A 24,363-nucleotide genomic window follows, 5' to 3' on the forward strand; every position below is an offset into this window, starting at 1 on the left:
TGTGCTCGGGAGTCGCGTCCCGAGTCGGGAGCGACGGGTCAGTCTATCGTCGGGCCGCCGGCCACGCCGAATCTCCTGCCGGGACCTCAGGCGTCGGCGAGGAACTCCAGCGCCAGCCGGTAGCCGTCGATGCCGGCGCCGGCGATGACCTCGGCGGCGTGCGGGGCGATGACCGAGGTGTGCCGGAACTCCTCGGGTCGCTGGGACGGGTCGGAGATGTGCACCTCGACCAGCGGCGCGGTCAGCTGGGCACAGGCGTCGTACAACGCCCAGGAGTAGTGCGACCAGGCGGCGGCGTTGAGCGCCACCGGGCACTGCTCGTCAGCGGCGTCGTTGAGCCAGTCCAGCAACTCACCCTCGTGGTTGGTCTGGCGCACCTCGACGTCGAGCCCGAGGGCACGCCCCCACCCGACACAGCGCGAGGCCAGCTCGTCGTGGGTGGTGTGGCCGTAGATCTCGGGTTGACGTCGGCCCAGGCGCCCCAGGTTCGGGCCGTTCAGCACCAGCACGCGGCTCATCCGTGGTCTCCTCCGGCAGACGGTGCGAGGGCGGCGTACGCCGCTCGCAGGTCGGTCTCGTCGGGCCCCTCCAGCACCCGTGGACGGCCCGGCTCCGAGAGTACGACGAAGCGCAACACGTTGCCGCGGGCCTTCTTGTCGACCCGCATCGTCGCGAGCAGCGCATCGAAGTCCGCGCCGGTGTGGGTCACCGGCAGCCCGATCGCCGCGAGCACCCGCGCGTGGCGATCGGCAGCGTCGTCGGCGAGGAGTCCGCTGCGCCGTGCCAGCTCGGCGACGTAGCAACAGCCGATCGCGACGGCCTCGCCGTGCCGGATGCGGTAGTCCTCGGCGCGTTCGATCGCGTGCGCGAGGGTGTGGCCGTAGTTCAGGGCCTCGCGCCCGGGATGGCCCTCGCCGGCACTGGTGCCCGCGGTCTCCCGCAGGTCCTCGACCACCACGTCGATCTTGACCTGGATCGCGCGCCGCACCAGCTCGGGGAGCACCGATCCGCCGGGGTCGGTCGACGCCGCCGGATCCGCCTCGACCAGGTCGAGGATCCCGGTGTCGGCGATGAAGCCGCACTTGACGACCTCGCCCATGCCGGCGACGAGCTCCTCGCGCGGGAGCGTGGCGAGGGTGTCGAGGTCGACCAGGACCCCCGACGGCTCGTGGAACGACCCCACGAGGTTCTTGCCCGCACCGGTGTTGATGCCGGTCTTGCCCCCCACGGCGGCGTCCACCATCGCCAGCAGCGTGGTGGGGACGTGCACGACGCGGACACCGCGCAGCCATGTCGCGGCGATGAAGCCCCCCACGTCGGTGGTGGCGCCACCGCCGAAGGTGACGACGACGTCGGAGCGGGTGAAGCCGGCCTCGCCCAGCGCCTCCCAGCACTGGTGCACCGCGTCGGCGGTCTTGGCCTGCTCGCCGTCGGGCAGGCCGAGCGCGAGGACGTCGTAGTGCGGTCGGATCGCCGCGAGGACCGGTTCGGCGAGCTGCTGCAGGTCGGCGGCGTGGAGGAAGGCGACGCGCCGGGCGTCACCGATGAGTGCGGGGAGGCGGTCGGCGAGGCCGCGGCCGATCACCACGTCGTAGGGGGCGGCGCCCCGCACGGGCAGCACGGTGTCGGTCATCCCAGGCGCTCCTCGATCTCGGCCGCCACGTCCTCGGGGATGCGGCCACCGGTGTCCACGGTGTGGGTGGCGACCTCGCGGTAGAGCGGTCCCCGCTCGTCCAGCAACTGCTTGATGCGAGCGCGTACGCCGCCCAACGCCTGGTTGAGCACGGGGCGGCTCTCCCCCAGCCCGACCCGCTGCACGGCGTCGGAGAGACCGACGTCGAGGTGCACGACCGTGTGGCCCTGGAGCAGGCCGCGGGTGTCCGCGGACAGCACCGCGCCGCCGCCGAGCGCGAGGACACCGCGGTGCTCGGCGAGGGCTGCGGCGACCGCCTCCTCCTCCAGACGTCGGAACTCCGCCTCACCGGAGTCGACGAAGAGCTCCTGGACGGTCATGCCGACCGCCTGCTCGATGTCGGTGTCGGTGTCGCGGACCTCCAGACCCCAGTGGGCGGCGAGCAACGCCGCCACGGTGGTCTTGCCGGCGCCCATCGGGCCGACCAGGACGACGCGCGGGCTCATCGGTACCGCAGCGTGTCGAGGTAGGAGCCGACGTTGCGGCGTACCTCCGGCAGCGAGTCGCCACCGAACTTCTCGGTCACCGCATCGGCGAGGACGAGCGCGACCATCGCCTCGGCGACGATGCCCGCGGCGGGCACGGCGCACACGTCGGAGCGCTGGTGGTGGGCGCGCGTCTCCTCACCGGTGGCGACGTCGACGGTGCGCAGGGCCTTGGGCACCGTCGCGATGGGCTTCATCGCCGCCCGTACGCGCAGGACCTCACCGGTGGACATGCCGCCCTCGGTGCCACCGGAGCGGCCGGTCGCACGACGCAGCCCGCCGGTGGTCTGCTCGATCTCGTCGTGGGCAGCGCTGCCGGGCGTTGCGGCCGTCTCGAAGCCGTCGCCCACCTCGACACCCTTGATGGCCTGGATGCCCATCAGCGCGCCGGCGAGCCGGGAGTCGAGCCGGCGGTCCCAGTGGACGTGGGAGCCGAGACCGGGCGGCAGGCCGTGCACGACCACCTCGACGACGCCACCGAGCGTGTCACCGTCCTTGTGCGCCTGGTCGATCCGCTCGACCATGCGCCGCGAGGAGTCCGCGTCGAGGCAGCGGACCGGATCCTCGTCGAGCCGTGCCACGTCCTCGGGCAGCGGGACGTCGCGGCTGGTGGTGCGCTCCCCGCCCAGCTCGATGACGTGGGACACGACGTGCGCGTCGAGCGCCTGGCCGAGGAAGTTGGTCGCCACGCGACCGAGTGCGACCCGCGCCGCCGTCTCGCGGGCCGACGCCCGCTCCAGGATCGGCCGCGCGTCGTCGAAGCCGTACTTCTGCATGCCGACGAGGTCGGCGTGGCCGGGACGGGGCCGCGTGAGGGGCGCGTTGCGGGCCATGCCCTCGAGCTCGGCCGGGTCGACGGGGTCGGCCGCCATCACCTTCTCCCACTTGGGCCACTCGGTGTTGCCGACCTCGATCGCGACCGGACCGCCCTGGGTCAGGCCGTGGCGGACGCCGCCGATGAAGCGCACCTCGTCGGCCTCGAACTTCATCCGGGCGCCGCGGCCGTACCCCAGCCGTCGGCGGGCGAGCGAGTCGGCGATGTCCTCGGTCGTCACCGCGACCTGGGCGGGCAGGCCCTCGAGGGTCGCCACCAGGGAGGGACCGTGCGACTCCCCTGCGGTCAGCCAGCGCAACATGGCGCCAGTCTTTCATCACGACCACCCGACCCACGACGAGGCATCCGCCCCCGAGACGGCACGCTCACCGGCGCCGTCAGTAGCCCAGGGCGGTCGCCACCGGGGACCCGACCAGCAGGCCGACCCAGGCACCGGCGACGAGGAAGGGCCCGAACGGATGGGAGCGCCGCATCAAGCCGCGGTCGCGGCGTACCACCGCGAGGAGCAGGAACGGCAGCGCGAAGCCCAGGAAGGCGGCGTAGAGCCCGACCACGACCTCGGCCCAGCCGGCGTAGCCCAGCACCAGCCCCAGCAGGGCCGAGAGCCGCACGTCGCCGAACCCCATGCCGGCCTGCCGCACGCGCCAGAGCAGCCAGAAGAGGGTGCGCACGGCCAGGAGGGCAACGATCCCCCGCAGGAGTTCGGCGTGGTCCCCCGTCAACGGCCATCGCACCAGGCCGAAGGCCAGGGCGTACGCCGTCGCCGGCAGCACCACGACCCGTGGCAGCAGCCGGGTGTGCCAGTCGACCCAGGCCAGCAGCACGCCCACGGGAACCAACGGCCACAGGAGCAGCAGCCACCAGTCCCAGCCCAGCAGTGCCCCGAGCGAGGTGCCCACCGCGGCCGAGGAAACGACGGCCAACGGCAGGAGCTGCGGCCGCGCGCCCAGGTCGGCGTACGCCGGCTTCGGCGGCTCGCCCTCCACCGGCGGCTCGTGTGGGGGCTCGGGGAGCCGGCGTACGAGAGCGGGCACCAGTGCCCCGCCCGCACCGCAGGCGACCGCTCCGGCGAGCGCGACCGGCCACGTCATGTCGACCGCGCCACCAGGGCGGCCTCCCCCGCGGCGCGCATCTCCGCGAGCGGCGCAGCGTGCCCGGTGAACGCGGTGAACTGCAGCGCTGCCTGGTGCACCAACAGGTCCAGGCCGGTGACCAGCACCTGGCCCCGCTGTGTCGCAGCGGCTGCGAGCGGCGTGGGCCAGGGGTCGTAGATCACCTCGAACACGACCGCGGCCCCGGCGGTGCGCTCGACCGTCGCGGCGTCCTGGGCGCCGGCCGGGACGGTGGAGACGACGACCTCACCCGTCGTGGCCTCGGCCAGGCCCCGCACCGTCACCTCCGGAGCGGTCGGGTGGGCACCGATCGCGGCCACGGTGGGGGCGGCCCGCTCCGCGTTGCGGGCGTGCACCTGCAGGGTGGTCACCCCGAGCTCTGCCAGCGCCAGTCCCGTCGACGCCGCGGTCGCGCCCGCCCCGAGGATGCTCGCACTGGTGACGGAGCTCTCGAAGCGCTCACGGATCGCCGACACCGCGCCGGGCAGGTCGGTGTTGTCGACGTGGACCGCACCGTCGACCAGCAGCAACGTGTTGGCCGCGCCGGCGAGCCGGGCGGCGTCGCTGACCCGGTCGGCGAGGTCGAGCGCCTCGCGCTTCAACGGCATCGTCAGCGACAGCCCACACCAGGCCTCGTCCAGCGTCGCCACGAAGTCGGCCAGGCCGCCCTCGGCCACGCGATGGGCCTCATAGGTCCAGTCCAGGCCCACCGCGTCGTAGCCGGCCCGGTGCAGCACCGGGGACAGTGAGTGGGCGATCGGATCGCCCAGGACCGCGCACCTCACCGCGGCCGCTCAGCAGCGCTCGGACTCGTCGCGGCAGTACTGGTTCAGCTCGTCCACATTGCCGTTGTGCTCGGACAGGGTCTCGGCGAACTTGGTCTCGCCGGTGTCGAGGTTGACCGTCACGTAGTAGAACCAGTCACCGTCCGCCGGCTCCACCGCGGCCTTGATCGCCTCGTCCCCGGGGGACTCGATCGGCCCCGGCGGCAGGCCGGTGTTCTTGTAGGTGTTGTACGGCGAGTCGATCTCGCGGTCCTCGGCCGTCGTCCGGGCGCCGAGCCCGTCACCGTGGGCGTAGTTGACCGTGGCATCGAGCTGCAGCAGACCGTTGGTGCCCTGGTCCGTCCGCTCGATCCGGTTGTAGATCACCCGCGAGACGCGGGTCATGTACTCCGGCGGGGCCTCCGCCTCGATCAGCGAGGCGATGGTCATGATCTCGTGCGGCGAGTAGCCCAGCTCCTCCGCGCGGGCCTCGAGGTCCGCGTCCGACGCCGCCTGCTGCCAGCGCTCGACCATCGCTGTCAGGATCGTGCGCGGCGTGTCGGTGGGGCTGACGGCGTACGTCGCCGGGAAGAGGTAGCCCTCGGGGTTGCCGCCGGCCTGCTCGGGCAGCCCGATCCGCTCGGGGTTGTCCAGCAGCTTCTGGAACCGCTGCTGGGAGAACTCGGTCTCCTTGCCCAGCCGTTCGACGATCGCGCTGACACGGAGCCCCTCGGGGATGGTCACCATCGTCTGCACGACGTTCGCCGGGTCCACCAGCACCCCGACGGCGTCGTCCGCGGTCATCTTCTCCTGCATCAGGTAGCTGCCGACCTGGATGCCGCGGGTCTCGTCGGAGCGAGCCCGCGCGGCGTCGACGAAGGCCTCGCTCGAGGCGACGACGTCCAACTCCGCCAGGGCGCTGCCCATCGAGGCGACCGACTGTCCCGACTCCACGGTGAAGACCACCTCCCCGCTGGCGTCCGCACCGGAGTAGTCCTCCGGACCCGAGAACCGCTCACGGACCTGGTCGATCCCGGCGTTGACGGCCCACCAGCCGGCCACGGCGAAGACGACGAGCACCAGCAGCACCGGCAGGCAGCCCCTGCCCCGCCGCCGCTTCCCGCGCCGCGCTCCCGGTGCAGGACGGTCCTCGGCCGCCTCCTGCGGCTGGTCATCCCCCGGGAACAGCGGTTCGCTCATCGGCTCAGGCCTCTCCATCGGAATCGTCCGAGTCGGTGGTCACCAGTTCGCCCGCGGGCTCCCCGGTCGCCCTCTCCGCGTCGAGGGCATGTTGGAGGATCACCACGGCGGCGACCTGGTCCACGACCGCACGCCGATCCGACCCCTTGCGTTGGCCTCGGAGCATAGCCTCTGCCGTCACAGTGGTGAGGCGCTCGTCATAGAGCCGGACCGGGACGGGATCGACACGCCGGGCCAGCAGCCGGGCGAAGCGCCGTACCTTGGCAGCAGCAGGTCCCTCGTCACCGCGCAACGAGCGGGGCAGACCGACGATCACCTCGACGGCCTCCTCGTCGCGCACCAGACGGGTGATGCGGGACAGGTCGCCACGCCCGCGCCGCACCGTCTCGACGGGCGTGGCGAGGGTGCCGCTCGGGTCGCACCGCGCGACGCCGATCCGGGCATCCCCCGGGTCGACGCCGAGCCGTACGCCGTGCCTCATCGGGCCTCGGTGACAGCGGCGGACACGGCGGCCAGTGCCTCGTCGATGCGGGAGGTGTCGCTGCCACCACCCTGCGCGACGTCGGCCTTGCCGCCGCCCTTGCCGCCCACGTAGGGGCCGACGGTCTGCACCAGGTCGTTGGCCGACAGTCCGCGGTCGCGCGCGGCGTCGTTGAGGGCGGCCACGACGGCGACCTTGCCCTCGGCCGCGCCGATGACGACCACGACACCGGGAGTGCCGGCGGGCAGCCGACCGCGGACGTCGAGTGCGAGCGTGCGGACGTCCCCGCCCGTGGCCCCGTCGACACGGTGGGCGACCAGCTTGATGCCGGCGATGTCCTCGGCACCCGTGGCGAGCTCGCCACCGCTGGCCAGCAGCTTGTCCAGGCGGACCTTCTCGATCTCCTTCTCCGCGGTGCGGAGCCGCTCGACCAGGTCGTTCACCCGCTCGGGCAGGTCCTCGGGCCGGGTCTTGAGGGTGTCGGCGAGCTGCGCGACGAGCACGTGCTCGCGGGCGAGGAACTGGTAGGCGTCGGAGCCCACCAGCGCCTCCACACGGCGTACGCCGGAGCCGATCGAGGACTCCCCGAGCAGCTTGATGACGCCGAGCCGTCCGGTGTTGTGGGCGTGGGTGCCACCGCACAGCTCGCGCGCCCAGTCCCCCACCGAGACCACGCGGACCTCGTCGCCGTACTTCTCGCCGAACAGCGCCATCGCACCGGAGGCGACCGCCTCCTTCTGGCTCATGACCTCCGCCTCGACGGCCAGGTCGTCGAGGACGACCTCGTTGACCCGCGCCTCCACGTCGGCCATGACCGACTCGGGCACGGCACCGGTGGCGGAGAAGTCGAACCGGAAGCGGCCGGGCGAGTTCTCCGACCCCGCCTGCGTGGCGGTCTCGCCGAGCGCCTCCCGGAAGGCCTTGTGCACCATGTGCGTCGCCGTGTGCGACCGCGAGATCGACAGGCGCCGTGCCGTGTCGACGTGCGCCTGGGCGAGCAGGCCGGTGGTGACCTCCCCCTCGAGGACCTTCGCGCGGTGCACGATCATCCCGGTGATGGGCGACTGGACGTCGCTGACCTCGACCCGGGCGCCGTTGGCGAGCTCGATGATGCCGTGGTCGGCGAGCTGGCCGCCACCCTCGGCGTAGAACGGGGTGCGGTCGAGCACGAGCTCGACCTCGTCGCCGGACTCGGCGGCCGGGACCACGCCGCCGTCGCGGACGATCCCGCGGACGGTGCCCTCGTCGACCACCGTGTCGTAGCCGGTGAAGTCCACGGCGCGCTGCAGCCCGTCGGCGATCTCGCGGTACGCCGCCGCGTCGCGGTGGCCGCCCTTCTTCGCCTTCGCGTCGGCCTTGGCCCGGTCGCGCTGCTCGGCCATGAGGCGCCGGAAGCCGTCCTCGTCCACCGAGAGGCCCTGCTCCGCGGCCATCTCCAGCGTCAGGTCGATCGGGAAGCCGTAGGTGTCGTGCAACGCGAAGGCCTTGTCGCCCGAGAGCTGGGTGCCACCGGTCTGCTTCACCTCGCCGGCGGCGTTGTCGAAGATCTGGGTGCCGGTGCGCAGCGTCTGCCGGAAGGTGTCCTCCTCGGCGAACGCCACGGTGGAGATGCGCTCCCAGTCGCGGTGGAGCTCCTCGTAGGTCTCCCCCATCTTGTCCCGGCTGACGGGCAGCAGCTCGGGGAGCACGCGGTCCTCACAGCCCAGCAGCCGCATCGAGCGGACCGCGCGGCGCAGCAGCCGGCGCAGCACGTAGCCGCGCGCCTCGTTGCCCGGGGTGACGCCGTCGCTGATGAGCATCATCGAGGAGCGCACGTGGTCGGCCACGACGCGGAAGCGGACGTCGTCGTCGGGGTTGGCGCCGTACCGCTTGCCACTGAGCTCCTGGGCCTTCTCGATGACCGGGAACATGACGTCGATCTCGTACATGTTCTCGCGGCCCTGGGTGAGGAAGGCGACCCGCTCCAGGCCCATGCCGGTGTCGATGTTCTTGCTCGGCAGCGACCCGGCGATGTCGAAGTCGTCCTTGGCACGGACCGCGGACAGCTCGTCCTGCATGAAGACCAGGTTCCAGAACTCCAGCAGCCGGTCCTCCAGGTCGGTCGGCATGTCCGGACCCAGGCGCGAGGGGTCGAAGTCGGGGCCGTACTCCGGGCCGCGGTCGTAGAGGATCTCCGAGCACGGGCCGCCGGGTCCGGGCACGCCCATGGACCAGTAGTTCTCCTTGCGGCCGAGCCGCAGGATGCGCTCGTCGGGCAGGCCGGTGACCTTCTTCCACAGCGCGACCGCCTCGTCGTCCTCGGCGTACACGCTCGGGTAGAGGCGCCCCTCCTCGAACCCCCACCCGCCGTCGGCGGCCGGCTTGGTGCACAGCTCCCACGCCAGCTCGATGGCGCGCTCCTTGAAGTAGTCCCCGAAGGAGAAGTTGCCGCACATCTCGAAGAACGTGCCGTGGCGCGTGGTCTTGCCGACGTCCTCGATGTCGGGGGTGCGGATGCACTTCTGCACGCTGGTGGCGCGATCGTACGGCGGGGTCTCCTGACCGAGGAAGAACGGCTTGAAGGGCACCATCCCCGCGTTGACGAACAGCAGGTTCGGGTCCTCCAGCAGCAGCGACGCCGAGGGCACAGCCGTGTGACCGGCGGCTTCGAAGTGTGCGACGAAGCGGCGGCGGATCTCGGCGGTGCTCATGGGGTCCATCAGTCGGTGTCCTCCTGCGGTGGGATCGGTCGGGGTGAGTCTGGTGCATCGGGGCCGGGGAGCGCACGGCGGTTCTCGTCGCCGAGCTCGTAGCGCTCGCGCAGCTCCACCTCGGCCTCGGCCTGTCCCCGGGCGACCTCCTCGCGGAACAGGCGCGCACCGAGGCTGGCGGCCTTGACACGATGACGCACGCCCTCGGCGGTGAACTCGTCGGCGAACCGCTTGGCCTTCAGGCTGCCGTACACGCCGGCCGCGGCACCGGCGGCGAAGAAGAAGCCGGCCCTGATCATGTGGCGCTCCTCGCGCTCATGCGTCTCCTCCTGCACGAGCACTGCGGTGCCTCGCTCCGGCGGGCCTCGTTCCTCGCCCCACCTCCGCGGGGGCTCCTCGCACTCATGCGTCGACGCTCTCTCGCTGCCGCGCCTCCCACTCGCGCACCGCCTGCTTCACGTCGGCGCGACGCTGCTTGCGGGAGCGCTTCACCTCCCGCTTCATCTCGAACCGGATGCGGTTGCGGGTCTCCGGCGCCAGGGCTCGGCGCAGGCCGGCGACGAGGGAGGCGGCACGCACCATCGACTCCCGCACCACCTGGTCGGCGAAGGCCGGGCCGGGCAGCATCGGGGCGGCCGGCCTGGGCTTGCCGAGCTCGGTGATGAGGTACTCCGGGTCCTCCTCGCGCGCAGGGACCGACGTGGCCGGCTCGCTCGCGTCGAGCCGCTCCTCGATCTCGGCGAGGTGGTGCCCCAACTCGTCAGCACGCACCGATGCGGCCGCCACGACCTCCTCGGTGTGCTGGCGCACACGGCGTACGACGACCAGCAGCGCGACGGTCGCGGCGACCAGCCCGAGGAGCGCGAGCAGCACCAGCACGGCGAGCCATGCGGGGACGGCGAACTCTCCAGTCACGACCCCGACCCTATCTGCCACGGATCAGCCGGCGGATCCGCTCCCAGCGTTCCTTCACGCCCGCCTCGGCCCCGTGCTCGGTGGGCCGGTAGTAGGCGGCGTCGCCGATCGCGTCGGGCGCGTACTGCTGGGTCGCGATCCCGTACGGCGCGTCGTGGCTGTAGACGTAGTCGGTGCCGTGGCCGAGCCGCTCCGCCCCGGCGTAGTGGGCGTCGCGCAGGTGCGCGGGCACCTGCCCGATCCTGCCCGCGCGTACGTCGGCGATCGCGGCGTCGACGGCGGTGATGACGGCGTTGGACTTGGGGGCGGTGGCCAGCGCGATGGTGGCCTGGGCGAGCGCGATGCGCGCCTCGGGCATGCCGATGAGCTGGACGGTGTGGGCAGCGGCGACGGCGGTCTGCAGGGCGGTGGGGTCCGCGAGGCCGATGTCCTCGCTGGCCGAGATCACCAGCCGACGTGCGAGGAACCGCGGGTCCTCCCCCGCCTCGATCATGCGGGCCAGGTAGTGCAGCGCCGCGTCGGCGTCAGAGCCCCGGACCGACTTGATGAAGGCGCTGATCACGTCGTAGTGCTGGTCGCCGTCGCGGTCGTAGCGGACCGCTGCCTGGTCCGCGGCCGCCTCGACGGTGGCGAGGTCGATGACCACCGGCGCGTCCGGCGTACCGTCCATGGCCGGCCCCGTCGCGGACCAGCCGGCGGCTGCCGCGGCGGCCTCCAGGTAGGTGAGCGCTCGGCGGGCGTCCCCTCCCGCGAGGCGGAGCACGTGGTCGCGGGCGTCCTCGGCGAGGGTGACGCGGCCACCGAGGCCGCGCTCGTCGGTGACCGCCCGGTCCAGCACGGACCCGATGTCGGCGTCGGTCAGCGACTCCAGGCGGAGCAGCAGGCTGCGGGAGAGCAGCGGGGAGATCACGCTGAAGCTGGGGTTCTCCGTCGTCGCGGCGACCAGCGTGACCCACCGGTTCTCCACGCCGGGCAGCAGCGCGTCCTGCTGGGCCTTGCTGAAGCGGTGCACCTCGTCGACGAACAGCACCGTCTCCTCCCCGGCGCCCACCAGTCGCGACCGGGCGGCCTGGATGGCCTCCCGGACGTCCTTGACGCCGGCGGAGACGGCGGAGACCTCCACGAAGTGCCGACCGGTCTGCTGGCTGATGATCGAGGCGATCGTTGTCTTGCCGGTGCCGGGAGGTCCCCACAGCAGGATCGAGAGGGACTGGTCCCCCTCGATCAGCTGCCGCAGCGGCGACCCGGCGCGCTTGAGCTGCGCCTGGCCGACCAGCTCGTCCAGCGTCCGCGGCCGCATTCGGACCGCGAGCGGCGTCGCAGCGTGGTCCGCCGAGGCGAGGGAGCCGCCGCCGACACTCGGCGGCGCTCCCATCTCGAACAGGCCGTCCACCTGCCCCAATCTACGTCGCGGCTCAGGAGTCGTCGCGGTCGGCGTGCACCGTGCGACGGCCCTGGAAGTCGTGCCAGGTGCTGCTGTAGCCGGGACCGGTCTCGAGCCCCTCCGCCGGAGTGGCCCCGGGGACCGCCTCGCCGTGGTTGTCCACGCCGAGCAGCGGCGCCGTCACCGGGGCCGCCGGGTGGTGGCCGATCTCGCCGGCGAAGTGGCAGGCGACCTTGTGCCGCTCGCCGATCTGCACCAGCGGGGGCTCCACGGCGGCGCAGATGTCCTGCGCGATCGGGCACCGCGTGCGGAACCGGCACCCCGACGGGGGGTTGATCGGGCTCGGTACGTCACCCTGCAGCTCGATGCGGTCGCGTCGACCACCCACCTCGGCCTGCTTCACGTCGGGGATCGCCGACAGCAGCGCCTGCGTGTAGGGGTGGTGGGCGTGGTGGTAGATGCGCTCGCGCTCGCCGACCTCGACGATCTTGCCGAGGTACATCACCGCGATCTCCGGGCAGAAGTGGCGTACGACGGCCAGGTCGTGGGCGATGAAGAGGAACGCGACGTTGAACTCGCGCTGGATGTCCTGCAGCAGGTTGATCACCTGCGCCTGGATCGACACGTCCAGCGCCGAGACCGGCTCGTCGGCCACCAACAGCTTCGGCTGGAGCGTGAGCGCCCGCGCGATGCCGATGCGCTGCCGCTGGCCGCCGGAGAACTCGTGCGGATAGCGGTTGTAGTGCTCGGGGTTGAGCCCGACGATCTCGAGGAGCTCCTGCACGCGCGGCAGGATCTTGTCCTTGGGCACGACCTTGTGGATCGCCAGCGGCGCGCCGACGATCGCGCCGACCGTGTGCCGCGGGTTCAGCGAGCTGTAGGGATCCTGGAAGATCATCTGGATGTCCTGGCGCAGCGGCTTCAACGCGCGCGGCGCCAGCTGGGAGATGTCGCGACCCTCGAACTCGATCGAGCCGCTGGTCGGCTTGTCCAGCCGGGTGACCAGGCGACCGGTCGTCGACTTGCCACACCCGGACTCGCCGACGAGGCCCAGCGACTGGCCGGCGCCGATCTGGAAGCTCACGTCGTCCACGGCCTGGACGTGCCCCACCGTCCTGCGGATGACCCCGGAGGACTTCACCGGGAAATACATCCGCAGGTCGTTGACGCGCAGCAGCGGGTCGCTGCCGGTGCCGTTCGTCGTCGTCTGGGTTGCGGTCTGCGGAGTGCTCATCGCTGCGTCACCGCCTCGGCGCGCACGGCCTCGGGGTTGTCGAGGTGGCACCGCTTGAGGTGGCCACCGCCCTGCTGCCCGGGGAGCAGCTCGGGCAGCTCGGTGCGGCACAGGTCGCCACCGACCTTCTCGGTGTGCGGGCATCGGGGGTGGAACGCACACCCCGGGGGCGGGTTGAGCAGGCTGGGCGGCGTTCCCTTGATGGGGATCAACGGCTCGTCCACGCTGGAGTGCAAGTCGGGCACGCTCTCCATCAGGCCCCACGTGTAGGGCATCTCGGGGTGGGTCATGATCTGCTTCGTCGTGCCGTACTCGACGGCGCGGCCGGCGTACATCACCAGCACGTCGTCGGCCATTTCCGCCACGACGCCGAGGTCGTGGGTGATGATGACGACCGCGGTGTCGAACTCCTTCTGCAGGCGCTGGAGCAGGTCCAGGATCTGGGCCTGCACCGTCACGTCCAGCGCGGTCGTGGGCTCGTCGGCAATGACCAGCTTGGGGTCGTTGATCAGTGCCATCGCGATCATCGCGCGCTGCCGCATGCCGCCGGAGAACTGGTGCGCGTAGTCGTCCACTCGACGGTCGGGCTGCGGGATGCCGACCAGTTCGAGCATCTCGACCACCCGCGTCCGTGCCGCCTTCTTGGACACGTCGTGGTGCACCCGGTAGGCCTCGCTGAGCTGGTTGCCGACCGTGTAGAAGGGGTGCAGCGCCGAGAGCGGGTCCTGGAAGATCATCGCGACGTCCTTGCCGCGCAGCTGACGCATCTCCTCGTTCGACAGTGCGAGCAGGTCGGTGCCGTCGAGGCGGATCTCGCCGCTGACCTGGGCATTGGTGCCGCGGTGCAGGCCGAGGATCGCCGAGCTGGAGACCGACTTGCCCGAGCCGGACTCCCCCACGATGCCCAGCGTCTTGCCCCGCTCGAGGGTGTAGGACAACCCGTCGGTCGCCTTCACGATGCCGTCCGGCGTCGGGAAGTGGACCTTGAGGTCGTCGACGGTGAGGAACTTGTCCATGAGAGTCGCCGTTCCTACCCGAGCCGGACCCGGGGGTCGATGAATGCGTACGAGATGTCGACGAGGATGTTCGCGACCACCACGAAGGCGGCCGAGAGCACCACGATCCCGATGATGGTGGGCAGGTCCCACGCGTTGCTCGCCTGGACGGTGAGCAGGCCGAGGCCCGGGTAGGCGAACACCGTCTCGGTGATGATCGCGCCACCGAGCAGCGTCGCGAGGTCCAGGCCGGTCATCGTGACGATCGGCGTCAACGCGGCACGCAGCCCGTGCTTGAAGAGCACCACGCGTCCCGGGAGGCCCTTGGACCGGGCCGTGCGGATGTAGTCCTCGGTCATCGACTCGATGACGAAGGCACGCGTCATCCGGACATAGCCCGCCGTGAAGACGAGCGCGAGCGTGAACGCCGGCGCCAGCAGGTTCACCAGCCACGTCCAGAGACCGCCCTCCTCGATGGAGACGTAGCTCGGGAACGGGATGATCTGCCACTTCACCGCGAGGTACTTCAGGAAGAAGACACCGATGAAGAACGTCGGGAACGCGAACGCGATCAGCGTGGCACCGACGATGGCGCGATCCAGGAAGGATCCCTTGAAGACCGCGGCCATGATGCCGAAGAGCACGCCGCCGACCAGCCACATCACCATCGCCACCAGGCCCAGCGCGATCGTGATCGGGGCGTACTCGGTGATGAGCTCGTTGACGGTCGTGGAGTTGAGGTGCGAGTAGCCCATGCAGGGGGCGTCGCACTCGGTGACGACCTCGGGGGCCGCCGCGCGCAGCTCGGGGTCAGCCGGGTACTCGCGACCGGTGACGGTGCCCTTGACGAAGCTCCCCCACTGCTCGTACCACGGCTTGTCGTAGCCGAGCGCCTTGCGCACCTGGTCCCGTTGCGCCTCGGTGCAGTTCTTGCCGCACGCATAACGGGCAGCATCCACGGGACTCGCGAAGAACAGGAAGAACGTCACGAACGTCACCGCGAGCAGCAGCACGATGCCCACCATGCTGCGGCGTACGACGTATGCCCACATCGGTCAGTTCACACCTTCGTTGATCGGGCTCGGCAGCCTGCTGGCGTGCCGGCGGGGAGAGTTGTGCTGTGCGGGTCCCCCGACCCCGCAGGCCGGTGGGTGGGTGCCCGAGCACCCACCCACCGTCCGGTGTTGTGCGGTTGGCCTCAGCCGAACGTCACTCCTGGACGCCGATGAGACCGATCTCCGGGTAGGAGGAGGACGCCGGGGTCGTGGTGAACCCGGTCACCTCGGAGCCACGGAGCCAGTTGAACTTCGTGACCTCCGTGGGGATGTAGGCGTAGTCCTCACCGAGGATCTTGTCGGCCTCCTGCAGCGCCGCGACCTGCTCCTCGGGGGAGCCGGCGTTGGCGGCCTCGTCGATCTTCGACTCGAACTCGTCGCTCTGGTAGCACCCGTAGTTGTTGCCACAGGTGGTGGGCGAGAAGTTCGGGCGGCTGTCGAACAGCGGCGGCAGCACCGTCATGGCCGACGGCCAGTCAGCACCCCAGCCGGCCCAGGTGACGTCGAAGTCGTCGTCGGGCTTGGAGATGACGTCGTAATAGGTGTCACTCTGGCCCGACAGGGTCACGTCGAAGCCGGCAGCGTCCCAGCTCTCCTTGACGATCGCCATCGACTTGTCAGCGGTCGGCGACTTCGGGTAGCCGAGCGTGATCTTCAGCGGCGTGTTCACGCCGGCTTCCTCCAGCAGCGCCTGGGCCGCCTGGGGGTCACCGTCGTTGTCGGCGCCGTGGTCGAACGCCGGGTTCGGCTCCGAACCGGAGACGGCCGGGTTGATGATCGTCTCGGCAGCCTCGGCCGCGACCTCGCCACCCAGCGCCTTGACGTAGCCGTTGACGTCGAGCGCCACGGAGAGCGCCTCGCGCACCGCGGCATCCTTCATCTTCGGGCTGTTCTGGTTGGGCGTGAAGTAAGACACGTACGGGGAGAGCACGTTGACGTAGCGCTCCTCGACGGGGCCGGTGATGCTCGGGAACTGCGACGGCGCCACGCGAGCGGTCGTGATCGCGTTCTTGACGTCGGCCGAGTCCTGGATCAGGCGGTCGTTGAAGAGCTCGCCCGCGGTGTCGGACGGGTCGATGTCGACCTCGATGGTGTCCGGCAGCGCCATGCGCAGCGCCTCCGGGTCATCGGTCTCGGCGTCGTAGGCCTCGTTGCGGACCAGGGTCGCGCCCGAGTTCTTGTCCCACGTGCCGCCCTCGACCTTGTAGGGACCGTTGGAGAGGACCTTCCACTGGCTCTTGGCGCCCTCGTCGAAGGACTCCTTGTACGGGTCGGTCATCATCATGCCGGCCGCGGCCTGCGGGAAGTCCACCCACGGCTTGTTCATGCGGAAGGTGATGGTGCGGCCGTCGCAGCTGACGGCGTCCTCGAAGGCAGCCTGCTGCTTCTCGTTCGCCTTGTACGGGCCGGGGTAGTCCTCGACGTCGATGTAGCTGAGGGTGTAGTTCGGGCCACCGGTGATGAGGTCGTTGGCGAACACGCGCGAGGTGCCGTACTGGACGTCCTCACAGGTGACCTCCGAGCCGTCCTCCCAGGTGACACCCTCCTTGAGGGTGAACTCCCACTCGGTGAAGTCCTCGTTCGGCGTGCCGGTGTCGGTGGCGAGGTCGGCGACCGGGGTGGTGCCCTCCTCGGCGTCCTCCGACATCGGGAATGCGACCAGGCCGCGGTACATCAGGCGCCGGAACCAGGAGAGCTGAACGCCGTAGTAGATCCGCTGCGGGTCGGTGGCCTCGTAGGGGAAGTGCTGCAGCACCTTCAGGGTGCCGCCCTTCTCGCCCTCGGCCGAGCCGCCGGAGCCGTCGTCGGTTGCCCCGCCGCCACAGGCAGCCAGGAGGGTCAACCCCAGGACCGAAGCAGCAGTCGACGCCGCGGTCCTCCTCAGTTTCATACCCATTTGTCTCCTCCTTGGTTGTGCCGGGTGCCACGACGCACCGGCACGATCGTCGACGCGGTGTCGACGAAACTCTGGTTGTGGTCCCGAGTGGTCACGGGACTCAGCGATCACTCTTCGGGTCGAGGGCGTCACGCAGCCCGTCGCCGAGCAGGTTGAAGGACAGCACGATGATCGCGATCATGATGGCCGGGACGAAGAAGTAGATCGGGGCCGTGTCGGCGTAGCGCAGCCCGTCGTAGAGCACGTTGCCCAGCGTCGGCGTCGGCGGCGGCACGCTCACGCCGAGGAAGCTGAACGCCGCCTCGGCGGAGACGAACACCGGCATGATCAGCGTGAAGGTCACCAGGATCGGCGCCCACACGTTGGGCAGGATCTCGCGGAAGTAGACCCGGAACCTGGATGCGCCGGCCATCTGTGCGGCGGCGACGAACTCGCGCTCACGGATCGAGAGCACCTGGCCCCGGACGATGCGCGCGATGCCGGTCCACCCGAAGAGGCCGAGCATGACGATGACGTAGAAGCCCCACCCGACCGCGCCCTCGGGAACGTTGAGCACGGTGGTGATGAACTCGTAGGCGATCGAGGAGAGCGCCAGCAGGAGCAGCACCTGGGGGAAGGACAGCGTCAGGTCGATCAGGCGGCCGATGATGGTGTCGACCCAGCCGCCGGCAGCACCGGAGACGATGCCGAGGACCACCCCGATGAACATCGCCATGAACGTCGCCGTCAACGCGATCACCAGCGAGAAGGTGATGCCGTACCAGACCCGCGCCAGCGTGTCCCGGCCGATGCCGGGCTCCACACCCAGCCAGTGGTCACCGGAGATGCCGCCCCAGTCGCCCGTCGGGAGGCCGAAGGAGTCCGTCAGGTCCTGGTTGGAGGTGTAGGGGTCGATCACCCCGAACCACACCAGGAACGGCGCGGCGATCGCGGCAAGGGTATAGGTCAGCACCACGATCGCGGCGGCCATCGACAGCTTGTCCTTGCGGAAGCGGGCCATGGCCAGCTGCGTCGGCGACTTGCTCTTGACGGCCGTCCGGTCAGCCTCTGCGACCTCGTCGGCGTGGTCAGCGTGATCAGCGAGATGGCTCTCGAGGTCGCTGCCGGTCATCCTCACCTCGTCGTTCGGTTCGTGCAGGGGACATCAGTGGTCTACCGACGCCGATGCGACTTTAGGTGACGTGGACCATGGTTGGGGTCACCAAGCGGTAACGATCAGGTCTCGACCTCGTCGCCCTCCGGAGCGGGCTCGGCGTCCACTCCGGTCTCGGCCCGCTGGGCCTCGGTGATCGGCGCCGGAGCCGCCGTCAACGGGTCGAAGCCGCCACCGGACTTGGGGAAGGCGATCACGTCGCGGATGGAGTCGCTGCCCGAGAGCAACGCGCAGATCCGGTCCCAACCGAAGGCGATGCCACCGTGCGGAGGGGCGCCGTACGCGAACGCCTCGAGCAGGAAGCCGAACTTCTCCTCGGCCTCCTCCGCGCCGATGCCCATCACGTCGAAGACCCGCTTCTGCACGTCTTCGCGGTGGATACGGATCGACCCGCCACCGATCTCGTTGCCGTTGCAGACGATGTCGTAGGCCCACGCCAGCGCACCGCCCGGGTCCTGGTCGAAGGTCTCGGGCTCCTGCGGGCTCGTGAAGGCGTGGTGCACCGCAGTCCAGGCGCCGCTGCCGACGGCGACGTCACCGGCGGCGGTCGCGTCGTCGGCGGGCTCGAAGAGCGGCGCGTCGACCACCCAGCAGAAGGCCCACGCGTCCTCGTCGATCAGGCCGCAGCGACGGCCGATCTCCAGGCGTGCGGCCCCCAGGAGCGCGCGACTGGACTTGGCCGCCCCCGCCCCGAAGAAGATGCAGTCGCCGGGCGCGGCACCGACGTGGTCGGCGAGGCCGGCGCGCTCGGCGTCGGTGAGGTTCTTGGCGACCGGACCGCCGAGCTGCCCGTCCTCGCCGACCAGGACGTAGGCGAGGCCCTTGGCGCCCCGCTGCTTGGCCCAGTCCTGCCACGCGTCGAGCTGCTTGCGGGGCTGGCTCGCCCCTCCGGGCATCACCACGGCCCCGACGTAGGACTGCTGGAAGACCCGGAACTCGGTGTCGGCGAAGAACTCGGTGCACTCCACCAGCTCCTGACCCATCCGCAGGTCCGGCTTGTCGGTGCCGTAGCGGGCCATGGACTCGGCGTAGGTGATGCGCGGGAAGGGCGGCGCGAGCTCGACGTCGATCAGCTGCCAGATCGCGGACAGCAGCTCCTCGGTCAGCGAGATGACGTCGTCCTGGTCGACGAAGCTCATCTCGACGTCGAGCTGGGTGAACTCCGGCTGACGGTCCGCGCGGAAGTCCTCGTCGCGGTAGCAGCGGGCGATCTGGAAGTAGCGCTCCATGCCCGCGACCATCAGCAGCTGCTTGAACAGCTGCGGGCTCTGCGGCAGGGCGTACCAGCTGCCCGGCTGGAGGCGGGCCGGGACGAGGAAGTCGCGAGCGCCCTCGGGCGTGCTGCGGGTCAGCGTCGGGGTCTCGATCTCGACGAAGTCGTGGCGGTCCAGCACGTCGCGCGCCGCCTTGTTGACCTTGCTGCGCAGCCGGATCGCTGCCGCCGGCGCAGGACGACGCAGGTCGAGGTAGCGGTGCTTGAGGCGGGCCTCCTCACCGACCTCCACGTGCTCGTCGATCGGGAACGGCAGCGGCGCCGCCGCCGACAGCACCTCCACGCCGCCGCCGGCGGCGACGACCTCCACCGACCCGGTGGGGAGGTTGGGGTTGACGTTGTGCGCGTCGCGCTCGGTGACCTCGCCGGTCACCTGCAGGCAGTACTCGCTGCGCAGGCGGTGCGCGATCTCGTCCTCACGGATGACGACCTGCACCACGCCGCTGGCCTCGCGCAGGTCGATGAAGGTGACGCCCCCGTGATCGCGACGGCTCGCCACCCAGCCGGCGAGGGTGACGGTCTGGCCGACGTGCTCGGCGCGCAGGGCGCCGGCGTCGTGGGTGCGGATCACGTGATGTTCCCTTCGATGGTTGCGGTGGGAGGCGCGGCGAGCCTGGACCGCAGGTGGGCGCGGACCTCGTCCAGCGCCACCGACTCCTGCTCGCCGGTCTCCAGTGACTTGACCTGCGCGACCCCGGCCTCGAGGTCCCGCTCCCCCAGCACGACGGCGTACGCCGCGCCGGAGCGGTCGGCTGCCTTCATCGCGCCCTTGACGCCCCGGCCGCCGTAGCTGAGGTCGGTGCGCAGGTCCGCGCGACGCAGTTCGGTGGCCAGGGCAGCGGCGCGCGGAGCCGCCGAGCCGAGCGGGACGACGTACACGTCCAGCGTGCGCGTCGGCCCGACCTGCAGGCCCTCGGCCTGGCAGGCGAGATGGGTGCGGTCCAGCCCGAGCCCGAACCCGATGCCCGAGAGCTCCTGTCCGCCGAGCTCGGACATCAGCCCGTCGTAGCGACCGCCGCCGCCCATGCCCGACTGGGCGCCGAGCCCGTCGTGGACGAACTCGAACGTGGTGCGGGTGTAGTAGTCCAACCCCCGCACCAGCCACGGGTTCTCGACGTACGCCGTGCCGTTGGCATCCAGCGCCGCCTTGACCGCCGCGTAGTGCTCCGCGCACTCCGCGCACAGGTGGTGGACCATCAACGGGGCATCGGCGAGCTGGTCGCGCACCTCGGGTCGCTTGTCGTCCAGCACCCGCAACGGGTTGAGACGGGCCCGTTCGCGCGTCGCCTCGTCGAGGTCCAGACCGGTGAGGAAGTCGGTGAGCCGCTCGCGGTAGGCCGGACGGCACTCGCCGCACCCCAACGAGGTCAGCTCGGTGCGGAATCCGGTCAGGCCGAGCGAGCGGTAGCCGTCGTCGGCGATGGTGATGACCTCGGCATCGAGCACCGGGTCGTCACTTCCGATGGCCTCGATGCCGAACTGCTGCAGCTGCCGGTAGCGCCCCTTCTGCGGACGCTCGGCGCGGAAGAACTGGCCGGCGTACCAGAGCTTGACCGGGAGCTGGCCGCGGTCCAGGCCGTGCTCGATGACGCTGCGCATGACACCGGCGGTGCCCTCGGGCCGCAACGTCAGCGAGCGGCCGCCGCGGTCGGCGAAGGTGTACATCTCCTTGCTGACCACGTCGGTCGACTCCCCCACGCCCCGCACGTAGAGCGCGGTGTCCTCGAAGATCGGGAGCTCGATGTAGCCGTAGCCGGCGTTGGTCGCGGGCCGCTGCAGTGCCTCGCGGACCGCCTGCCAGGCCGCGGACTCCGGGGGCAGGTACTCGGGCACGCCCTTGGGCGCGGAGAGCTTGTCGGGCACGGCTCACCGACCCCGGTGGGGGCGACCCGCGCCGGACTGCTCGTCGAGCAGCTGGAGCAGGAACGGGTTGGTCGCGCGCTCCCGACCGATCGAGGTCTGCTCGCCGTGCCCGGGCAGCACGACGATGTCGTCGGCCAGCGGCAGCACCTTGTCGGTGAGGCTGCGCAACATCGTCGGGTGGTCGCCGCCGGGGAGGTCGGTGCGGCCGATCGCACCCGCGAAGAGCAGGTCGCCGGAGAACATGACCTCGCTGATGTCCTGCTGCGCGTACGGCGTACGGAAGGTCACCGAGCCCTCGGTGTGGCCGGGCGCGTGGTCCACGACGAAGTCGAGACCGGCCAGCTCCATGGTCTGGCTGTCGCCGAGCTCCTGGACGTCCTCTGGCTCGGTGAACTCGTAGCTGCCGCCCAGCATCATCTGGGCGGTCTCCGGGGACATCCCGGCCATCGGGTCGGCGAGCAGGTGGCGGTCGCCGGGGTGGATCCAGGCCGTGGCGTCGTAGGTGCCCGCCACCGGGGTCACGCTCCACATGTGGTCGACGTGGCCGTGGGTGAGCAGCACCGCGACCGGCTTGAGCTTGTGTTCGCGGACGACCTCGGCCACGCCGTCGGCGGCGTCCTTGCCCGGGTCGATGACGACGCACTCGGCGCCGGGGGCCGTCGCCGCGACGTAGCAATTGGTGCCCCACGGTCCTGCGGGAAAGCCTGCGATCAGCACCGCGCCAGCCTATCGGCCGGCGCGGGCGCCGCCCCAATCAGTTCCGGTCCGGGGGCGGCAAGGGCACGCGGGGCAGGCGCCGCCACCGCCGAGCAGCCCACAGTGACTAGCATGAGCACTGCCCGTTGACCCAGAGGATGGATCGTTGTGACGAGTAACGACTGGGGCCGCGTCGCCGACGACGGCACTGTCTACGTGAAGACCGCCGACGGCGAGCGCGAGGTCGGCCAGATGCCCGACGCGACCGCCGAGGAGGCACTGGCCTTCTACACCCAGCGCTACGACAACCTGGCGCTGGAGGTCGACCTGCTCACCAAGCGCGTCAACTCCGGCGTCGTCTCCCCCGACGAGGCCGCCAAGGCGATCGAGCTCGTGCGCTCCCAGATCGAGGACGCCCACGCGGTCGGCGACCTCGCCGCGCTGAGTGCCAAGCTCGACCTCCTCGGGCCGGTGCTGGCCACCCAGCGTGCCAACCGACGCGAGGAGAAGCAGCGGCGTACGACCGAGGCGAAGCAGGAGAAGGAGAAGCTCGCCGCGGAGGCGGAGCAGATCGCGACCGGCAAGGACTGGCGCAACGGTGCCAACCGCTTCCGCGACCTCCTCGAGCAGTGGAAGCAGCTCCCCCGCATCGACAAGGCCTCCGACGACGCGCTGTGGAAGCGGTTCTCGTCCGCCCGGTCGGCCTACACCAAGGCCCGCAAGGCCCACTTCGCCGAGATGGACCAGAAGCGGGACCAGGCCAAGGCGGTCAAGGAGCGTCTCTGCGTCGAGGCCGAGGCGCTCTCCGGCTCCACCGACTGGGGCCCGACCTCGCGCAAGTACCGCGACCTGATGCAGGAGTGGAAGGCCGCCGGGCCCGCTCCGCGCAACGTCGAGGAGAAGCTGTGGAAGCGGTTCCGCGGTGCGCAGGACGTCTTCTTCGGAGCGCGCGACGAGGCCAACGCCCAGCTGGACCAGGAGTACGCCGCGAACGCCGAGGTCAAGGAGCAGATCCTGGTCGAGGCCGAGGCACTGCTGCCGGTCACCGACGTCGCGGCCGCCAAGCGGTCCTTCCGCGAGATCGCCGAGCGCTGGGACGAGGCCGGCAAGGTCCCCCGCGCCCGGATCAAGGAACTCGAGGGTCGGATGCGCGCGGTCGAGCAGGCCATCCGCAAGGTCGAGGACGAGAAGTGGGACTCCTCCGACCCCGAGAAGTCCGCCCGCGCCGACGACATGGTCGGCCAGCTCCAGGCCGCCATCGCCGACCTCGAGACCAAGCTGGACAAGGCCCGCTCGGCCGGCGACGACAAGGCAGTCCGACGGCTCGAGGACGACCTCGCCGGTCGCCGTACGTTCCTGGAGATGGCGCAGAAGGCCGCCTCGGACTTCAGCTGAAAGGTCCCAAGGATCCCCGGTCAACCGGGGATCCCCTCACTTCCACGGGTTTGCAAGACCTGACCAGTACCAACAAACCCATGCCAGTACGCCGCGCACCGCCGTTAGGCGCCGGCACGCCGCCGGGACGTCGCGACTGAGTCGATCAGCCTCCTGAGCCGGGCAGCCACTCGCTCCGGGTGGGCCAGGTCGGCCCAAGTGAGGCGCAGGCAGCGCCACCCGGTGAGCTCACTGATGCGTTGCTCGCGCAGCTTCTCGCGCAGGACGGCATCGGTGACCGACTCCCCCGTCCGACGGTGCTTCTCGTACTTCGCCCTGCCGTCGAACTCCACCCACACCCCGTGGTCGGGCAGGGCGAAGTCGAGGTAGGCGAGGAAGTCAGCGTCGCGGATCTCGAGTTGGAGGTGCGGACGCGGCAGGTGCTGTCGCCAGAAGACCAGATACGTCAGGACCTCTCCCACGGACGCGAGACGCGGATCGGCCAGCCGGAGCACGAGGTCGGTGCGCAGCGAGTGCGGCCAGTGATCCATCCGCCGGTCGTAGCGTGCCCGCAGGGTCTCCATGTCGACGAGCCGTTCGCGCAGCAGGTGACAGACCGCCGCCAGTGCCGAGTCGACGCCCTGGGTGAAGGTCACGTCGAGCGCCGTACGCGCAGGACTGGTGAGCGTCAGCCCGTGCGCGGTCACCACGTCACCGTCCTCCAGCGTGCCGGCGTGCTGTCTGACCCCGGCCTCGCGGCGGCCCGCATGCTCGTCGAGCCGAGTGAAGTGGACGTCGTCCAGGTCGGCTCCCCACAACGGGCCGTCGTAGAACGGCATCGCCGATGCGTGCGAGAGCGCCACCGGGGCCCGCGCCTGCAAGTACGCCGCGCGCGACCTCACCGCGAAGCGCCCCTCCGACCCGAGCGAGTGCCACACACCTGCGTCGACGTAGGCGCCCCGGCGGGGCCGCGCCAACACGTCGTGCCGCACGGCGCGCGCCAATGACTGATCCGTCTCGCCCTCGGCAAGCAGATCGCGACGCAACCGCACCGGCGTGAGCAAGGAGTCGTCGATCGTGACCATGTGCCAAGGCTGCGTCGAGTCGGGCCCGATGCGCGACCGTCCTACGCCGGCCTGTGGACGAGCGCCCCTCACCGGTGGGCGACGGGGCCGCGCCACCCACCCTGCGAGCGGCACTGATCAGGGTTTGCTGGTACTTCTGAGGTCTTGCAAACCCATGCAAGTTGCGGGATCCCCGGTCA

The 24,363-nt window shown here is 70.9% G+C and carries 22 protein-coding genes; 1 reads left to right on the forward strand and 21 read right to left on the reverse strand.

Annotated elements, in window-relative coordinates:
• Positions 1 to 86 precede the first annotated feature (86 nt).
• The 20 genes from KUV85_RS05830 to KUV85_RS05925 all read right to left on the reverse strand — a co-directional run bounded on the left by KUV85_RS05830 (position 87) and on the right by KUV85_RS05925 (position 21,746).
• Positions 87 to 518, reverse strand: a complete 432-nt coding sequence (locus KUV85_RS05830) for a type II 3-dehydroquinate dehydratase (RefSeq protein ID WP_219962273.1) — start codon at positions 516 to 518, stop codon at positions 87 to 89.
• Positions 515 to 1,633 (reverse strand): 3-dehydroquinate synthase, encoded by a 1,119-nt coding sequence (gene aroB, locus KUV85_RS05835; protein ID WP_219962274.1) that lies wholly within the window; start codon positions 1,631 to 1,633, stop codon positions 515 to 517. The genes KUV85_RS05830 and aroB overlap by 4 nt, the downstream gene beginning before the upstream one ends.
• A complete protein-coding gene (locus KUV85_RS05840; RefSeq protein WP_219962275.1) occupies positions 1,630 to 2,139 on the reverse strand; it encodes a shikimate kinase in 510 nt (169 codons plus the stop codon). Before KUV85_RS05840 ends, aroB begins: the two co-directional genes overlap by 4 nt.
• Positions 2,136 to 3,314: a chorismate synthase gene (aroC, locus tag KUV85_RS05845; protein ID WP_237690213.1), complete on the reverse strand. Its 1,179-nt coding sequence runs from the start codon at positions 3,312 to 3,314 to the stop codon at positions 2,136 to 2,138. The genes KUV85_RS05840 and aroC overlap by 4 nt, the downstream gene beginning before the upstream one ends.
• A gap of 76 nt (positions 3,315 to 3,390) precedes the next feature.
• The gene (locus KUV85_RS05850) at positions 3,391 to 4,104 is read right to left on the reverse strand and encodes a prepilin peptidase (RefSeq protein ID WP_219962276.1); all 714 of its coding nucleotides are present in this window, start codon (positions 4,102 to 4,104) and stop codon (positions 3,391 to 3,393) included.
• On the reverse strand, positions 4,101 to 4,910 hold the full coding sequence (locus KUV85_RS05855; protein ID WP_219962277.1) for a shikimate dehydrogenase: 810 nt from the start codon (positions 4,908 to 4,910) through the stop codon (positions 4,101 to 4,103). Before KUV85_RS05855 ends, KUV85_RS05850 begins: the two co-directional genes overlap by 4 nt.
• Positions 4,911 to 4,919: 9 nt before the next feature.
• The gene (gene mltG, locus KUV85_RS05860) at positions 4,920 to 6,089 is read right to left on the reverse strand and encodes an endolytic transglycosylase MltG (protein ID WP_219962278.1); all 1,170 of its coding nucleotides are present in this window, start codon (positions 6,087 to 6,089) and stop codon (positions 4,920 to 4,922) included.
• 4 nt (positions 6,090 to 6,093) lie between these two features.
• The gene (gene ruvX, locus KUV85_RS05865; protein ID WP_219962279.1) at positions 6,094 to 6,570 is read right to left on the reverse strand and encodes a Holliday junction resolvase RuvX; all 477 of its coding nucleotides are present in this window, start codon (positions 6,568 to 6,570) and stop codon (positions 6,094 to 6,096) included.
• Positions 6,567 to 9,260 (reverse strand): alanine--tRNA ligase, encoded by a 2,694-nt coding sequence (alaS, locus tag KUV85_RS05870; RefSeq protein ID WP_237690256.1) that lies wholly within the window; start codon positions 9,258 to 9,260, stop codon positions 6,567 to 6,569. The genes ruvX and alaS overlap by 4 nt, the downstream gene beginning before the upstream one ends.
• 8 nt (positions 9,261 to 9,268) lie before the next feature.
• Positions 9,269 to 9,559 carry a DUF6167 family protein gene (locus tag KUV85_RS05875; protein ID WP_219962281.1) on the reverse strand — a complete coding sequence of 97 codons (291 nt, stop codon included), beginning with the start codon at positions 9,557 to 9,559 and terminating at the stop codon, positions 9,269 to 9,271.
• Positions 9,560 to 9,662: 103 nt separating this feature from the next.
• The gene (locus KUV85_RS05880; protein WP_219962282.1) at positions 9,663 to 10,175 is read right to left on the reverse strand and encodes a hypothetical protein; all 513 of its coding nucleotides are present in this window, start codon (positions 10,173 to 10,175) and stop codon (positions 9,663 to 9,665) included.
• 10 nt (positions 10,176 to 10,185) lie between these two features.
• Positions 10,186 to 11,550 carry a replication-associated recombination protein A gene (locus tag KUV85_RS05885; protein ID WP_237690257.1) on the reverse strand — a complete coding sequence of 455 codons (1,365 nt, stop codon included), beginning with the start codon at positions 11,548 to 11,550 and terminating at the stop codon, positions 10,186 to 10,188.
• A gap of 40 nt (positions 11,551 to 11,590) precedes the next feature.
• Positions 11,591 to 12,793, reverse strand: coding sequence for an ABC transporter ATP-binding protein (locus KUV85_RS05890; RefSeq protein ID WP_219962284.1), 1,203 nt, complete (start codon positions 12,791 to 12,793; stop codon positions 11,591 to 11,593).
• Positions 12,790 to 13,809, reverse strand: a complete 1,020-nt coding sequence (locus KUV85_RS05895; protein WP_219962285.1) for an ABC transporter ATP-binding protein — start codon at positions 13,807 to 13,809, stop codon at positions 12,790 to 12,792. Before KUV85_RS05895 ends, KUV85_RS05890 begins: the two co-directional genes overlap by 4 nt.
• Before the next feature lie 14 nt (positions 13,810 to 13,823).
• Positions 13,824 to 14,840 carry an ABC transporter permease gene (locus KUV85_RS05900; protein ID WP_219962286.1) on the reverse strand — a complete coding sequence of 339 codons (1,017 nt, stop codon included), beginning with the start codon at positions 14,838 to 14,840 and terminating at the stop codon, positions 13,824 to 13,826.
• A gap of 157 nt (positions 14,841 to 14,997) precedes the next feature.
• Complete coding sequence (locus KUV85_RS05905; RefSeq protein WP_219962287.1) at positions 14,998 to 16,686, reverse strand: ABC transporter substrate-binding protein; 1,689 nt, start codon at positions 16,684 to 16,686, stop codon at positions 14,998 to 15,000.
• A gap of 154 nt (positions 16,687 to 16,840) precedes the next feature.
• Positions 16,841 to 17,851, reverse strand: coding sequence for an ABC transporter permease (locus KUV85_RS05910; RefSeq protein WP_219962288.1), 1,011 nt, complete (start codon positions 17,849 to 17,851; stop codon positions 16,841 to 16,843).
• A gap of 104 nt (positions 17,852 to 17,955) precedes the next feature.
• Complete coding sequence (aspS, locus tag KUV85_RS05915; protein WP_237690214.1) at positions 17,956 to 19,737, reverse strand: aspartate--tRNA ligase; 1,782 nt, start codon at positions 19,735 to 19,737, stop codon at positions 17,956 to 17,958.
• The gene (gene hisS, locus KUV85_RS05920; RefSeq protein WP_219962289.1) at positions 19,734 to 21,029 is read right to left on the reverse strand and encodes a histidine--tRNA ligase; all 1,296 of its coding nucleotides are present in this window, start codon (positions 21,027 to 21,029) and stop codon (positions 19,734 to 19,736) included. The genes aspS and hisS overlap by 4 nt, the downstream gene beginning before the upstream one ends.
• A 3-nt stretch (positions 21,030 to 21,032) precedes the next feature.
• Positions 21,033 to 21,746, reverse strand: coding sequence for an MBL fold metallo-hydrolase (locus KUV85_RS05925; RefSeq protein ID WP_219962290.1), 714 nt, complete (start codon positions 21,744 to 21,746; stop codon positions 21,033 to 21,035).
• A 147-nt stretch (positions 21,747 to 21,893) separates the two neighbouring features.
• Between KUV85_RS05925 and KUV85_RS05930 the strand changes: the two genes are divergently transcribed.
• Complete coding sequence (locus KUV85_RS05930; protein WP_219962291.1) at positions 21,894 to 23,120, forward strand: DUF349 domain-containing protein; 1,227 nt, start codon at positions 21,894 to 21,896, stop codon at positions 23,118 to 23,120.
• Between the two features lie 104 nt (positions 23,121 to 23,224).
• Here the strand turns inward: KUV85_RS05930 and KUV85_RS05935 are convergent, their stop codons facing one another.
• Positions 23,225 to 24,184 (reverse strand): hypothetical protein, encoded by a 960-nt coding sequence (locus tag KUV85_RS05935; protein WP_219962292.1) that lies wholly within the window; start codon positions 24,182 to 24,184, stop codon positions 23,225 to 23,227.
• Positions 24,185 to 24,363: the final 179 nt, after the last annotated feature.

The organism is Nocardioides panacisoli (assembly GCF_019448235.1).
Lineage (GTDB): Bacteria > Actinomycetota > Actinomycetes > Propionibacteriales > Nocardioidaceae > Nocardioides > Nocardioides panacisoli_A.